This is a genomic window from Polynucleobacter sp. MWH-Braz-FAM2G (assembly GCF_018687635.1).
Taxonomy (GTDB): Bacteria; Pseudomonadota; Gammaproteobacteria; order Burkholderiales; family Burkholderiaceae; genus Polynucleobacter.
Genome location: NZ_CP061300.1, coordinates 1893147 through 1908013 on the forward strand (window position 1 = coordinate 1893147; position 14867 = coordinate 1908013).

The window sequence follows — 14867 nt, forward strand, 5'->3', positions numbered from 1 at the left end:
TATGCAAACTCAACTCGCCCCTCAATTTGCCAACACGCCGGAAGGTATCGAGGCAGCCCGCATTCTGGGTAAATGTGTTCACTGTGGCTTTTGTACTGCTACCTGTCCAACCTATCAGTTACTCGGCGATGAATTAGATGGTCCTCGTGGGCGTATTTATCTTATTAAACAAATTGCTGAAGGCCAAGCACCTACCGAAAAGACTCGCCTTCATTTAGATCGCTGCTTAACTTGTCGTAATTGTGAAAGCACTTGCCCTAGTGGAGTGCAATACGGGAACCTAATCGATATCGGCCGTAAATGGGCAGAAGAAAATACACCTGAGCGTCCGCTTGCTCAAAGACTTACTCGCTGGGCGTTAAAAGAAGGCTTAACCAAACCCGCTTTATTTAATTCAGCGATGACATTGGGTCGCTTGGTGCGCCCCTTGATGCCTAAGGGCATCCAGAGGAAGATTCCTCTGACACTAAATAAAGCTCTAGCAAAATCTACTGATCCGTATGCAAGGCCAATAACTACGCATCAACGCAAGATGGTTTTATTAGAAGGCTGCGTGCAGCCTGGCATGTTGCCTAACATCAACTCTGCAACGGCTCGTGTGCTCAATGCATTAAAGATTCAGTTAATTAGCGCTCCTAGTGCAACATGTTGCGGAGCCCTGCGTTATCACTTGAATGATCAAGCGGGAGGCTTGATTGATGCGAAGCAGAATATTGATGCTTGGTGGCCTTTGGTTGAAAATGGGATTGAAGCGATTGTGATAACGGCATCTGGTTGCGGTGTGATGGTGAAGGATTATGGCCATCTGTTTGCAAACGATCCTGTATATGCGGCAAAAGCTAAGAAGATCTCTGACTTAACCAAAGATATCTCAGAAATTCTGCCTTCATTGCAAAACGAGCTTATGCAACTTGTAGGTACAGACCCTAAACCAGGTGTGGTGTATCACCCACCTTGCACTTTACAGCATGGACAACAAATCCGTGGCAAAGTCGAGGCGGTGCTCTCCAGTATTGGCATTGGTGTACGTCTGTGTTCGGATAGTCATCTTTGCTGTGGATCCGCCGGAACCTACTCTGTCACCCAACCAGAACTATCCGAACAACTTCGTAACAATAAGCTAGCTCATCTTCATGCTGCGTGCGAAGAATCAGGTGCCGAAGTGATTGTTTCTGGAAATATCGGTTGCATTACGCATTTACAGCAAGAAAAAACTCCAGTGGTTCATTGGATAGAAATAGTAGATCAGCTAATCAGCAACTCAGTCAAGGCCTCATGAATTCCATCGTAGTTAATTTGCTGCAAGTCAGAGAGCGTATCGAACTTGCTGCCTTGGCAGCAAATCGAGAGCCCGAAGAAATCGAACTATTAGCTGTTAGCAAAACCTCTCCTGCATCTGCTGTAGAAGAAGCTATGCATGCTGGCCAATCTGCATTTGGCGAAAACTATGTTCAAGAGGCCGTAGAAAAAATTGAAAAGCTTGCCAAACTACGTCCTTGGCTTATATGGCATTTCATTGGTCCATTGCAAAGCAATAAAACAAGAGAGGTTGCGCAACATTTCGATTGGGTTCATAGCGTGGATCGCCTTAAAATTGCTGAGCGCCTATCCATGCAACGCGGCGAGTTTCCCGATTTACCACCTCTGCAAGTATGCGTTCAACTTAATGTGAGCGAAGAAGATAGTAAAAGTGGCGTCTCTTTGGAGGAAGTTGAAGCCCTATGCAACCAAATTACCTCTTTGCCCAATTTGGTTCTCAGAGGTTTAATGGCCATTCCAGCACCTACCTCGGACATCCATCAGCAACGCCAGGCATTTGCAGTCGTACGGGATTGTTTTAAACGGATACAAGTAGCCCACTCCACAGAGCTGGGATATCAATTTTTTGACACGCTTTCAATGGGAATGTCAGATGACCTAGAAGCTGCCATTCAGGAAGGCAGTACTATGGTTCGAGTAGGCACAGCCATTTTCGGGAAGCGGGATAAGATTAACAAATGAGCACAAACAAAATTACCCAAATTAATAGCAACGCACATATTACTTTCATTGGTGGCGGCAATATGGGGCGCGCCCTCATTAGCGGTCTACTTACCAGTGGATTTGAACCCAACCAAATCTCCGTTGTAGAAGCTAACGCAACAACCGCCTTAAAGCTATATGAAGATTTTGGTGTACAAGGTATTGGCGCACTAGAGCAAATTGCTTTTGACTTCTCAAAAAATAATGTAGTTGTGATGGCAATCAAGCCTCAAGACTTTAATGTTGTTGCTAAAGGACTAGCCGCCAAACTAAAGCATGCAAGCGCTCCAGGTCCATTAATTTTGAGCATAGCAGCCGGAATTCGATTGAAGGATATGAGTCGTTGGCTTGATCACACACGTTGCGTTCGCGCCATGCCAAATACGCCAGCATTAATTGGCAAAGGAATTACTGGTCTATTTGCGGATGCTGCCGTAGATCAGTCTGACCGCGCTCTAGCAGAAACCATTTGTAATGCAGTTGGCCAAGCAGTTTGGGTTGCAGAAGAAAAACTGATGGATGCGGTCACAGCTGTTTCAGGCAGTGGTCCTGCTTATGTTTTTGCATTTTTAGAAGCAATGCAATCAGCTGGCGTTAAGCTTGGTTTAGATGCTCATACTGCTCGCAAACTGGCTTATGCAACGCTTGAGGGGGCTACGCAACTTGCCCATAATTCCGATGAGCATGCTGGTGTATTACGCGAAAGAGTAACCTCCAAAGGTGGCACCACTGCTGCTGCACTTGATGTGATGAAACAACATGGCTGGCATGAGATTTTAGAAAAAGCAATTGATGCTGCTAGTCAACGTGGCAAGACTATGGGTGATGAACTGGGTAAAAGCTAGCTAATAGCCATCCCCAATACAATTCCAATAAATAAAAATCCACCCAACCAATTGTTGTGACGGAATGCCTTAAAGCAATCCTCTCGATTGCGCGTTGATACCAACTTCAGGTGATAGATAGCGCAAGCCAACGCTGGAAACCAACCTAATAAATAATAATTACTTAAACCCGCCAATTGAGCGACGCATAACTGACTCAAAAATAGCATTCCATAGCAAATCGCTATAGCGATGACATCGTTATTTCCAAATGTAATCGCTGATGTGCGTAGCCCTAAACGCAAATCATCATCACGATCTACCATTGCATAAGCTGTGTCATATGCAATTGCCCAAAAAATATTTCCAATAAATAAAATCCAAGCCTCTAAGGGTATGAAATCCAAAATAGCGGCGTATGCCATCGGTATCCCAAATCCAAAGGCAATACCTAAGACAGCCTGAGGCATAGCAAAAAAACGTTTGGTAAAGGGATAAATAAAGGCTACTAACAACGCAAGAACTGATAGTTGCTTTGTAAATATATTCAAGGGTTGAATCAGCAAAAATGCAAGAAAGGCTAAAAAACTAGCAACTGCTATGGCTTCTTTGCCTGAGATTTTTCCACTGGTTACAGGGCGACCCTCTGTTCTTTTGACATAGCGATCAAAGTCACGATCAGCATAGTCATTGATTGCGCAACCCGCACTGCGCATTAAAAACGTACCTACTACAAATATCGCCAGAATAGATAAATCTGGCATACCACTACTAGCGAGCCAGAGAGCCCAAAGTGTTGGCCATAACAATAAGAGCGTTCCAATAGGCTTATCTAGCCTAATTAAATACCCGTAAGAAATAAATCGTTCTTTTAAATTCATGGGGTAATTATCAAGCCTTTAAAAATTCCGCGCGAGATCCAAGCCAGCGCTCTAAATGGCGCTCTACAAGCTCAGCATGTTCGGCAAGTAATCGCTCGGCTGCCTTTTGAGCAAGCTCAATTAACCATGCATCTCGTTGTAAATCAACAAAACGCAACATAGCATCACCCGATTGTTTGGCCCCAAGGAGTTCACCAGGACCACGTAGAGTTAAGTCACGCTCAGCAATCACAAACCCATCGGAAGTTTCACGTAAGGTTTGGAGTCGTTCTTTTGCGGCCATCGATAGTGGTTCTGCATACATCAAAATACAGACTGAATCTGCCGAACCTCTCCCTACACGACCACGTAATTGATGAATCTGAGCATAACCAAAACGCTCAGCATGCTCAATTACCATCAAAGCAGCATTCGGGACATCAACCCCCACCTCTATTACTGTAGTGGCTACGAGGAGCTGAATTTCATTTGCCTTGAAAGCGGACATAACTGCCGCTTTTTCTTCCGCCTTTAATCTTCCATGCACCAAGCCAACGTTGAAATTTGGTAACGCTTGCGTAAGCTGTTCAAAGCTTTCTACTGCTGTTTGTAATTGCAAGGCTTCAGACTCTTCGATTAGTGGACAAACCCAATACGCTTGTAAGCCTTTGGATAACCAGCTTTGCAATCCTTTAATGACTTCATCACGACGCGTAGCCTTAACCACCTTAGTGGCAATCGGTTTGCGACCAGGAGGCAGCTCATCGATAACGGAAACATCCAAATCGGCGTAGTAAGTCATCGCCAAAGTACGAGGTATTGGAGTAGCTGACATCATTAACTGATGGCAGTAAAACAATTCAGATCCAACACGTTGCTGAATCTCTAACCGTTGCCTCACGCCAAACCGATGTTGCTCATCAATCACAGCTAAACCTAAGTTTGCGAATCTAACACTTTCTTGTATTAAGGCATGCGTACCAATAATCAGTTGCGCTTGCCCACTCTCAATTGCTTCTTGCGCCAATCTTTTCTCTTTTACTTTTAAGCTTCCTGATAACCAAGCAATCTGAACTCCTAGAGGCTCAAACCATTCTTTCATTTTGAGATAATGTTGTTCAGCCAAAATCTCAGTTGGCGCCATGATGGCAGCTTGATAGCCATGATCTATTGCACGGGCGGTAGCCAAGGCAGCCACCACAGTCTTACCACTCCCAACATCTCCCTGAAGCAATCGATTCATTGGAAAGGATTTGGAAAGGTCATTGCTAATTTCTAACCAAACACGCTCTTGTGCGTTCGTTAATTTAAAAGGTAATGCTTTTAGCAAACCCTCTTCAATACTTTGCTTGGCAGCTTTATTCCGTACTTCGTCTTGGATTTTTGAAAAACAAGGCGCATGTCGCTCACGACGAATAGCATGAGCGCGTTTTAAAGAAATTTGCTGAGCAAGAAGCTCTTCAAACTGAACTCGACGCCATGCAGGATGAGTACGCTCTAGCAATAATTGGGTATTTGCATCTGCAGGCGGCTGATGCAAATAAGTGATCGCTGATTGCAGAGTAGGCCATTCATTACCAGGCAATAACTCTGCCATGAGTTTTTTTGGCAGGAACTCTGCCAAACTTTCACTCAAACTAGGTTCACGTAAAGCCTGGTTAACTGCTTTACGAATAATGGATTGCGAAACTCCAACGCTAGCTGGGTAGACCGGAGTCAAACTAGTTGGCAAAGGAGCATCTGGAGCAACAGCCCTTACGCTAGGGTGAACCATTTCTGGACCCTGAAAACCCTCACGCACCTCTCCGCGCACCCGAATGTTCACGCCTACTGCCATTTGCTTTTGCTGGCTAGGATAAAAATTAAGAAAACGTAGATTTAAGGTTTCGGTTTCATCTTCAATCGTGACCACCATCTGTCTTCTAGGCCGAAATAAGACTTGATTGCGTATGACCACCCCTTGTGTCTGGGCTGGGTTAAATCTCCCATGAAGAATAGCCTCTTCAATAGTCAGTAACTCAGTTTCATCCTCATAGCGCGATGGCAAGTGCAAAGCAAGGGCCATTGGGCTGTCTAAACCCATCTTTTGGAGTGTGCTTGGCGCTTGTTTAGTAGTCATCGTTAAAATCTAATACCTGATGGTAATGCTATGCAACTCTCCGACTTCAATTACGAACTCCCGCCCGAACTAATCGCCCAATATCCATTGGCGAATAGAACTGACAGCCGCCTCTTAGAGGTCAAGACTGATGAGTCAAATCGCGTCGAACTGCATGATAGACAGTTTAAGGACATTCTTAGCCTAGTTCAGCCTGGGGACTTATTGATCTTTAATGACACAAAAGTGATTCCAGCTCGACTGCACGGCAAAAAAAAGACTGGCGGAAACGTTGAGATGCTCATCGAGCGTATTAGCGGAGAAAAACAAGCCTGGGTTCAAATTAGAGCCTCAAAAGTGCCAAAGATAGGTAGTACTGTTCAAATTCACAATCAGATGGGCGAATCCTTTCCAGTCGAGATGATCGGCTATGACGGGCGTTTTTATGAAGTCCGCTTTCCTGAAGATGTTCTTTCACTACTCGAGCGATTTGGCGAGCTACCCCTACCGCCCTATATTGAGCACCAACCTGATAATGAAGACGCACAACGCTATCAAACTGTAGTAGCTAAAAATCCAGGGGCAGTTGCAGCCCCAACAGCAGGTCTTCATTTTGATGAAGCGATATTGAAAAAAATTCAAGATTTCGGGGTGAACCAAGCAACAGTCACCCTACATGTCGGAGCGGGTACATTTACACCCGTGCGCGAAGAAGACCTCTCAAAACATAAGATGCACTATGAATGGTTCTCCATTCCCAATGAAACTTTGCGGGCAATTGAAACTACAAAACAAAATGGTGGGAGAGTCATTGCAGTAGGAACGACGAGCCTACGGGCGCTAGAGAGCCACGCAGCCAGCGGGAAAAGTAGCGGCGAGACTAATCTCTTCATCACACCAGGCTATCAATTTAAAACGGTAGATTGTTTGCTAACAAACTTTCATCTGCCAAAATCTACCCTACTAATGTTGGTAAGTGCTTTTGCAGGAATGGAAAACATTCGCGCAGCTTATCAACACGCCATTCAACAGAAGTACCGTTTCTTCAGTTATGGAGATGCGATGTTTCTTTGTCGACTCGAGAATGTAAAGCCATGACTAAACCAGTTCACTTTAATATCCTTGCACGCGACTCACAAAGTCCTGCCCGTCTTGGCCAACTTGACCTCCCTCATGGAAGCGTGCAAACACCGATCTTTATGCCAGTTGGCACATATGGCACAGTAAAAGCAATGACGCCACGCGACCTTCATGAAGCTAAGGCACAGATTATTCTAGGCAATACTTTTCATCTTTGGCTGCGACCTGGATTAGACGTCATTAAAAAACATGGCGGTCTACATCGTTTCATGGGCTGGGATAAACCCATCCTGACTGACTCAGGGGGCTTTCAAGTATTTAGTCTGGGCGCATTACGTAAGATTTCTGAGGAGGGCGTTACTTTTGCCTCCCCTATCAATGGCGACAAATTATTTATGTCTCCAGAGGTTTCCATGGAAATTCAGGCAGTTCTCAATAGTGATATTGCTATGCAGTTTGATGAATGCACCCCTTACGAAATGAAGGGACAACCCACTTCCGAAAAAACTGCCCGCTCCTCTTTAGAGATGTCTTTACGTTGGGGTGACCGATCCTTGAAACGCTTCCGTGAATTGAATACGGGCAACGGGCTCTTTGGCATTGTTCAAGGTGGCATGTTTGAAAACCTGCGTGAATTTTCTTTGGATGCTGTTAGTCAGCAAGGTTTTGATGGGATTGCTATTGGCGGGCTCTCTGTTGGGGAGCCCAAACCAGAATTTGAGCGTATTTTGAATTTCACCGCCCCAAAATTACCAGAACACATGCCCCACTATTTAATGGGGGTAGGCACTCCAGAGGATCTGATATTGGGAGTGAGCTTAGGTATCGATATGTTTGATTGCGTCATGCCTACCCGCAATGCCCGCAATGGCTGGCTTTTTACCCGCTTTGGTGACCTCAAACTACGTAATTCTGGGTACAAGGATGATGATCGCCCAGTAGACCCTACCTGCGGCTGCTATACCTGCCAAAACTTCACTAGGTCCTACTTAAATCACCTCCAAAAGGCGAATGAAATCCTCGGATCGCAGCTCAATACCATCCACAATCTGTCCTACTACCTACAACTCATGTCTGAAGTACGTGAAGCCCTCGGAAAAGACCGTTTTAGTGCTTATCGAGAGGAATTTCATAATAATCGTCAGCGAGGCGTCGAACCTGGGCAGGACTAATAGCCCCGTGGAGGGCAAAACCCTCGGCAAATCACCTCCAAAGCCCCACACAGTTTAGAATTGCGGGTTACGACTCAGGTTTCAAGGTCGAAAAATAAAGCAGTTTTTTATAGGTAATTAACGGAGGTTTTGTATGTGGATTAGTAACGCTTTTGCCCAAGCTCCTGCAGCGGGCGCAGATTCCGGTGGCTTGATGAGCTTCCTCCCATTAATTTTGATGTTTGCTGTTTTGTACTTCATCATGATTCGCCCACAAATGAAGCGTCAAAAGGAAACCAAAGCAATGTTGGACTCACTGGCTGTTGGTGATGAAGTGGTTACTGTTGGAGGCATTATGGGTAAAGTGACTGCGCTCAAAGACCAAGTGGTAACCGTTGAGATTTCTGCAGGTACTGAAGTGCAATTACAAAAAGGTGCTGTTTCCACAGTATTGCCAAAAGGCACACTGAAGTCCGCTTAATTTGTTTGTTTAAAAGTAATTAATATGAATCGTTACCCTCTCTGGAAATATCTAGTCATCGCTGTTGCCCTACTGATCGGCGGACTATATTCACTACCCAATTTTTATGGAGAGGCTCCAGCGGTTCAGGTATCGTCTGCCAAACCAACCATTAAGGTTGATTTGGCAACGCAATCTCGCGTAGAGAAGATTCTCACTGAAGCGGATATCCCTAATACGGGCATTTTCTTTGAAGTAGCTGGCAATGTTGGCTCTATCAAAGTTCGCTTTAACAATACTGATATTCAATTGCGCGCACGTGATCTCTTGCAGCAAAAATTAAACGTTGACCAAGCAGACCCAAATTACACAGTCGCATTAAATTTACTATCGAACACACCAGGCTGGCTAAATGCAATCAACGCACTTCCTATGCCGCTAGGTCTTGACTTGCGGGGAGGTGTTTACTTCCTCCTACAAGTAGACATGAAGGGTGCGGTCCAGAAAAAGGTTACCTCTTTAGCGACAGATATTCGCAGTCAATTACGCGATAAGAATATTCGGCATCAAGGAATCGATCGCGGCGCTGATTTCATTTCCATCAACTTTGGCAGCATTGCGGATGCGGATACCGCACGTTCAGTTTTAATGACAAGTCAACCTGAGTTAATTTGGCAAGTAAAGCCAACTGGCCTATCCCCAAAACTTGTTGGTGAATTTAAGCCTGCTGCATTAAAAGAAATTCAAGATAACGCAGTTAAACAAAACATCATCACCTTAAATAAGCGTGTAAATGAATTAGCTGTCAAAGAACCAGTTATTCAACAACAAGGTGCTGAGCGAATTGTGGTGCAATTACCCGGCGTTCAAGACACCGCAAGAGCCAAAGATATCATTGGTCGCACAGCTACTCTTGAAGCTCGTTTAGCAGACCCTCTAGTTTCAACAATTGCTATCGGTGAAACGCCGCCTCCTGGAATGGACACATTCCGCTTTGGTGAAAACCGTCTAGGTGTGTTTAAAAAGTCAGTGATCTTTAGTGGTGACCGCATTACCGATGCCAGTGCTGGCTTTGATCAGAATCAACGCCCTGCCGTCAATATTTCATTGGATGCTGCTGGCGGCCGCGTCATGCAAGAAGTGACTCGGGAGAATATTGGCAAGCCGATGGGCATGATCCTATTTGAAAAAGGCAAAGGTGAAGTATTAACCATCGCCACCATTCAAAGTGAATTCGGTTCCAAGTTCCAGATTACTGGCCAACCCACTACAGAGAGCGCAAATGACCTAGCACTCTTATTACGTGCGGGCTCTTTAGCTGCGCCGATGGAAATTATCGAAGAGCGCACTATTGGACCTAGTCTTGGCGCCGAGAATATTGAGAAAGGTTTTAAATCTCTTCTCATTGGCTTTAGTGCGATTGCCATTTTCATGATGGCCTACTACTTGTTATTCGGCACATTTTCTGTTGTCGCTTTAGCGGTCAACTTATTGCTATTGATTTCTGTTCTCTCAATGCTTCAAGCAACCCTTACATTACCTGGTATCGCAGCGATGGCATTAGCTCTGGGTATGGCGATTGATTCGAACGTATTGATTAACGAACGTATCCGTGAAGAGCTGCGCAATGGTGCATCTCCACAAACAGCGATTGCTGTGGGTTTTGATAAAGCGTGGGCAACAATTTTGGACTCCAACGTAACCACTTTAATTGCAGGTCTAGCACTTTTAGCATTCGGTTCTGGTCCCATTAAAGGCTTCGCTGTAGTCCACTGCTTGGGCATTTTGACTTCAATGTTCTCCGCCGTCTTCTTCTCACGTGGCCTTGTCAATCTTTGGTACGGCAGACATAAGAAGATTCAAAAACTCGCTATTGGCCAAGTTTGGCGCCCTCAGGAGAAGTAAGCCATGGAATTTTTTCGCATCAAAAAAGATATCCCTTTCATGCGCCATGCTTTGGTGCTTAATGCGATCTCTTTTATTACCTTTTTAGCCGCCGTCTTCTTCCTTTGGCATAACGGCCTACACCTCTCCATCGAATTTACTGGTGGCACGGTAATGGAAGTGACTTATCCACAAACTGCCCCTTTAGACTCAATTCGAGAAAAGGTTGAAAAGTTAGGTTACGCAGATACTCAGATTCAAAATTTTGGTAGCTCACGCGATGTGATGATTCGCCTGCCGCTACAAAAAGATGCTGAAGGAAAGTTAATCTCTTCTGCCGATCAAAGTAATGCAGTGATGCAAGCGTTAGACCCTGCAAGCTCAGGAGCTAAGCTCCAGCGAGTGGAGTTTGTAGGTCCACAAGTTGGCCAAGAATTGGCTATCGATGGATTAAAAGCCCTGGTCTTTGTAATCATCGGCATCGTTGTATATCTCTCATTTCGCTTTGAGTGGAAGTTTGCGGTTGCCGGCATTATTGCGAATTTGCATGATGTGGTCATCATTTTGGGCTTCTTTGCCTTCTTCCAATGGGAATTTTCACTTTCCGTTTTGGCGGCAGTACTTGCTGTACTTGGCTACTCAGTCAATGAATCCGTAGTTATCTTTGACCGAATTCGCGAGAATTTCCGTAAATATCGCAAGATGAATACCCGCGAAATTATTGACAACGCCATCACCAGCACGATTAGTAGAACCGTAATTACTCACGGAAGCACTGAAATGATGGTTTTAGCAATGTTAATCTTCGGCGGCCCTACACTCTTCTACTTCGCCCTAGCTCTGACTATTGGTATTTTGTTTGGTATTTACTCTTCAGTTTTCGTAGCAGCCGCATTGGCCATGTGGCTAGGTGTTACACGCGAAGATTTAGTCAAGGGCGAGAGAAAACCAGATGATGACGCCCGCAAAGATGATCCTAATTATGGGGCTCGGGTTTAACTAGAAACGTCTAGTTAAATGAAAAGTTTTGGCTTTCAAGGGCAGCTAAGATTCTTTTAGTTGCCCCTTGATGCTCTACCGAATAAGTTTTTGCGGCCGCACTCATCCTTGCAAGTTCGTCCGCATTGGTAAGCAACTCTTTCAAGGACTCCATTAAAGCAATAGGTTGGGTCAAGATCAACTCACCCTTAATTCGCTTTGCTGCGCCACTTTCAATCGCATCTAAAGTAGCCTGCTGAAAGTTATAGGTATGCTCACCCAGCAAAACAGGACAACCTGCTGCGCATGCCTCAATCAGGTTTTGACCTCCAAATGGCAACAGACTGCCGCCCATAAGCACCAAATCGGAGGCGCTGTAATACATAGGCATCTCGCCCATGGAATCGCCCAAGACAATATCTAATCCAGCGCACTCACTTGGAATGCCTGTCCACTCACTGCGACGGCGAAACTTGAATCCAGCATTCAAAATCTGATCCGCCACTTCTGGAAAACGCTCTGGATGACGTGGCACCAAACATAACAAAGGCACGATTGGAAAAGCATTGCTTAATAACAAGTCTTTCCAGGCCTTGAGTATGATTGCTTCTTCACCGTCACGCGTGCTGGCAGCGCACACCATTAAGCGTTGACTAGCATGTAATTCTTGGTGCCAAATTTTTCCCTGCTCCACAAGCACAGGATCAAGTGGCACATCAAACTTTAGATTTCCTACTATCTGGACATTTTGAACATCGAGACTGCGGTAACGATGTGCATCAAATTCTGTTTGCGCCAAGATGCCCACAAAAGCCTGAAATAATGATCGTCCTGCCTTGCCAAATCTATTTATACGACGCGCACTTCTCTCCGATAAACGGGCATTTACCAAGAACAGTGGCAATCTAATTTCTTTGCAACGAAAGACAACAGTTGGCCACGCCTCCGTCTCCATAAAAAGGCCGAACTTTGGCCTAAAGGTCTTGAGAAAATGCTCAACAGCCCAGCAAATGTCATACGGCAAATAAACCTGTTGAATTTGACCGGAGGCTATCTGCCTAGCAAATAACTGCTTTCCTGTGCGACGCCCATTTAATGTCATATGGGTCAGCAAAATAGATTCGCCTCTAGCTAGATAGGCTTCAATTAAGGGTTGAGCAGCGCGAGTTTCTCCTACCGATACGGCATGAATCCAGACAGAGCCCTTATTAATTGGCTGACTATACCCAAAACCAAGACGCTCTGGAATGTGATGCAAATAAGAAAAGGCATGGCGAGCTCGCCAAGCTAAACGCACAAAGGCAAATGGCAATAAGAGATGCCATAACAACTGATAAATAGCAAACCAGATTCGGGGTCGTGCCCCGTAGTCTGAATTGGTGGTCAAACTCACTTTTTAAGACGTTCGGTCAACTCGACCGCCTTACCCAAATAGGAAGATGGAGTCATTTCCAGTAAGCGTGCTTTTGCATCCTCTGGAATCTTCAAACCACGAATAAAAGTTTGTAAATCGGCTTGATTGATGCCCTTACCGCGAGTTAATTCCTTAAGTTGCTCATAAGGATTCTCTATGCCATAACGACGCATCACGGTTTGCACTGGCTCGGCCAATACTTCCCAGCAAGCATCTAGATCAGCAGCGATTGCAGCATAATTTACCTCTAGCTTGCCTAGTCCACGCAAAGCGCTGTCGTAGGCCAAAACACTATGGCCAAATGCAGGGCCTAGGTTACGCAAAACTGTGGAATCAGTGAGGTCACGCTGCCAACGAGAGATAGGTAATTTTTCGGCAAGATGACGAAGCAATACATTGGCAACGCCTAAATTGCCTTCAGAATTCTCAAAGTCAATTGGGTTAACTTTATGTGGCATCGTGGATGAACCTATCTCACCCGCTTTTGTGCGCTGCTTAAAATATCCAACAGAGATGTAAGCCCAGAAATCACGATCCATGTCCAAAAGTATCGTATTGGCACGAGCAATTGCATCAAAGAGTTGTGCCATGCCATCGTGCGGCTCAATCTGAATTGTGTACGGATTAAAGGTGAGACCTAGTCTGTTTTCCACTACATTCTTGGAGAAATTCTCCCAATCAAACTCAGGATATGCCGATAGATGAGCGTTGTAGTTTCCAACAGCACCGTTCATTTTTCCAAGCAATGGCACAGCAGCTATAGCGTCAATGGCGCGCTCTAAACGCTTAGCAATATTTGCAATTTCCTTTCCTAACGTACTTGGCGAAGCAGGCTGACCATGAGTGCGAGAGAGTAATGGAACCTTGGCGTGCTCAATAGCCAAATCAGTTAGAGCAGATAAGACTTTTCTAAGTTGCGGCAAAAGTACTTCATCTCGTGCGCCACGCAACATCAAACCATGGGAAGTATTATTGATGTCCTCTGAGGTACAAGCGAAGTGAATAAACTCACTCGCCTTTAATAAATCAGGACGCCCTGCAACTTTTTCTTTTAAAAAGTATTCAACCGCTTTTACGTCATGATTGGTTACAGCTTCGATATCTTTAATGCGCTGTGCATCGGCATCAGAAAAATTTTCTGGAAGAGAGAGCAAAAAAGCTTCATCTGACGCATTGATTTTTGGAACATCAGGCAAGCCAGCGGCAGCCAAAGCTAAGAGCCAATGAATTTCCACAAAAACACGTTGACGCATAAAAGCCGCCTCAGAAAGCCAAGGACGCAAACTATCCAGCTTTCCAGCGTAACGGCCATCTAGAGGTGAAAGAGCATTGAGGGTTGAAAGCGGCTGACTCACGAATATTGCCTTTACTTTGAATATGTCTATAAAGGCTAATTTTAATGCGTTCCGCAGGTCAGCAAACCTCAAATAGGATAGCTATACTTGAGCCCATGAAACTAATCGGATCCCTTACTAGCCCATACGTACGCAAAGTACGCATCGTTTTTAACGAGAAAAAGGTTGATGTTGACCTCGAACTAGAGAATGTCTGGGCTGCAGACACCAAAATTTCCCTAAATAACCCCCTCGGGAAGGTTCCCTGCCTTATTTCAGATGATGGAGAGGCTATTTATGACTCTCGCGTCATCGCCGAATATGCTGATGGCCTAAGCCCTGTTGGTAAGCTAATTCCAACAGATAACCGCGAACGGGCTTCAGTTAAAACCTGGGAAGCCCTAGCCGACGGTGTCATGGATGCCGGAATATTGGCTCGCTTGGAGCGCACCTTACGTCCGGCGGAGCAACAAAGTCAATCCTGGTATGACCGCCAAATGGGAAAAATTGATGCAGCCCTTCGTCAAATGTCGGAACGGCTTGGTGAAAATGCTTGGTGTCATGGCAATCAAATGACATTAGCCGACATTGCCGTTGGTTGCGCAATAGGTTATTTGCTATTCCGCTTCCCTGAAGTGAAATGGCAAATGCAATATCCAAATTTAAATAACTTGTATCAAAAGTTATTGCAGCGCCCTTCCTTTATTGAAACGGAACCACCTGCAGCGTAGTGATAAAAGCCAATCAAAACTGATTGGCTTT

The 14867-nt window shown here is 45.1% G+C and carries 13 protein-coding genes; 9 read left to right on the forward strand and 4 right to left on the reverse strand.

The annotated features are described in order from the left end of the window. Nucleotide 1 precedes the first annotated feature (1 nt). From glcF to proC, 3 genes are read left to right on the forward strand one after another with little or no spacing between them, the layout of a single operon-like run. Nucleotides 2-1279: a glycolate oxidase subunit GlcF gene (gene glcF, locus FD973_RS09570; RefSeq protein ID WP_215323249.1), complete on the forward strand. Its 1278-nt coding sequence runs from the start codon at nt 2-4 to the stop codon at nt 1277-1279. Then, nucleotides 1276-2001, forward strand: a complete 726-nt coding sequence (locus FD973_RS09575) for a YggS family pyridoxal phosphate-dependent enzyme (RefSeq protein ID WP_215323251.1) — start codon at nt 1276-1278, stop codon at nt 1999-2001. Before glcF ends, FD973_RS09575 begins: the two co-directional genes overlap by 4 nt. Further along, entirely contained in the window at nt 1998-2867 is an 870-nt protein-coding gene (proC, locus tag FD973_RS09580; protein ID WP_215323252.1) for a pyrroline-5-carboxylate reductase, read from the forward strand. Before FD973_RS09575 ends, proC begins: the two co-directional genes overlap by 4 nt. Here the strand turns inward: proC and ubiA are convergent. Further along, nucleotides 2864-3727, reverse strand: a complete 864-nt coding sequence (gene ubiA, locus FD973_RS09585; protein WP_215323253.1) for a 4-hydroxybenzoate octaprenyltransferase — start codon at nt 3725-3727, stop codon at nt 2864-2866. The genes proC and ubiA overlap by 4 nt on opposite strands. Before the next feature lie 10 nt (nt 3728-3737). Then, the gene (gene recG, locus FD973_RS09590) at nt 3738-5825 is read right to left on the reverse strand and encodes an ATP-dependent DNA helicase RecG (protein WP_215323255.1); all 2088 of its coding nucleotides are present in this window, start codon (nt 5823-5825) and stop codon (nt 3738-3740) included. A gap of 30 nt (nt 5826-5855) precedes the next feature. Between recG and queA the strand changes: the two genes are divergently transcribed. The 5 genes from queA (at nt 5856) to secF (ending at nt 11378) form a co-directional block, all read left to right on the forward strand. Next, nucleotides 5856-6902 (forward strand): tRNA preQ1(34) S-adenosylmethionine ribosyltransferase-isomerase QueA, encoded by a 1047-nt coding sequence (gene queA, locus FD973_RS09595; protein ID WP_215323257.1) that lies wholly within the window; start codon nt 5856-5858, stop codon nt 6900-6902. Further along, a complete protein-coding gene (gene tgt / locus FD973_RS09600; protein WP_215323259.1) occupies nt 6899-8056 on the forward strand; it encodes a tRNA guanosine(34) transglycosylase Tgt in 1158 nt (385 codons plus the stop codon). The genes queA and tgt overlap by 4 nt, the downstream gene beginning before the upstream one ends. A 133-nt stretch (nt 8057-8189) precedes the next feature. Beyond that, the gene (gene yajC, locus FD973_RS09605; protein WP_215323261.1) at nt 8190-8516 is read left to right on the forward strand and encodes a preprotein translocase subunit YajC; all 327 of its coding nucleotides are present in this window, start codon (nt 8190-8192) and stop codon (nt 8514-8516) included. 24 nt (nt 8517-8540) lie between these two features. Continuing rightward, nucleotides 8541-10400 carry a protein translocase subunit SecD gene (gene secD / locus FD973_RS09610; protein WP_215323263.1) on the forward strand — a complete coding sequence of 620 codons (1860 nt, stop codon included), beginning with the start codon at nt 8541-8543 and terminating at the stop codon, nt 10398-10400. Nucleotides 10401-10403: 3 nt separating this feature from the next. Then, entirely contained in the window at nt 10404-11378 is a 975-nt protein-coding gene (secF, locus tag FD973_RS09615) for a protein translocase subunit SecF (RefSeq protein ID WP_215323265.1), read from the forward strand. A 10-nt stretch (nt 11379-11388) separates the two neighbouring features. Here the strand turns inward: secF and FD973_RS09620 are convergent, their stop codons facing one another. Further along, a complete protein-coding gene (locus FD973_RS09620; protein ID WP_251368769.1) occupies nt 11389-12750 on the reverse strand; it encodes a 3-deoxy-D-manno-octulosonic acid transferase in 1362 nt (453 codons plus the stop codon). After that, nucleotides 12747-14126: an adenylosuccinate lyase gene (purB, locus tag FD973_RS09625; protein ID WP_215323267.1), complete on the reverse strand. Its 1380-nt coding sequence runs from the start codon at nt 14124-14126 to the stop codon at nt 12747-12749. The genes FD973_RS09620 and purB overlap by 4 nt, the downstream gene beginning before the upstream one ends. 95 nt (nt 14127-14221) lie before the next feature. Between purB and FD973_RS09630 the strand changes: the two genes are divergently transcribed. Further along, the gene (locus FD973_RS09630) at nt 14222-14836 is read left to right on the forward strand and encodes a glutathione S-transferase N-terminal domain-containing protein (RefSeq protein WP_215323268.1); all 615 of its coding nucleotides are present in this window, start codon (nt 14222-14224) and stop codon (nt 14834-14836) included. The last annotated feature ends 31 nt before the right edge of the window (nt 14837-14867 follow it).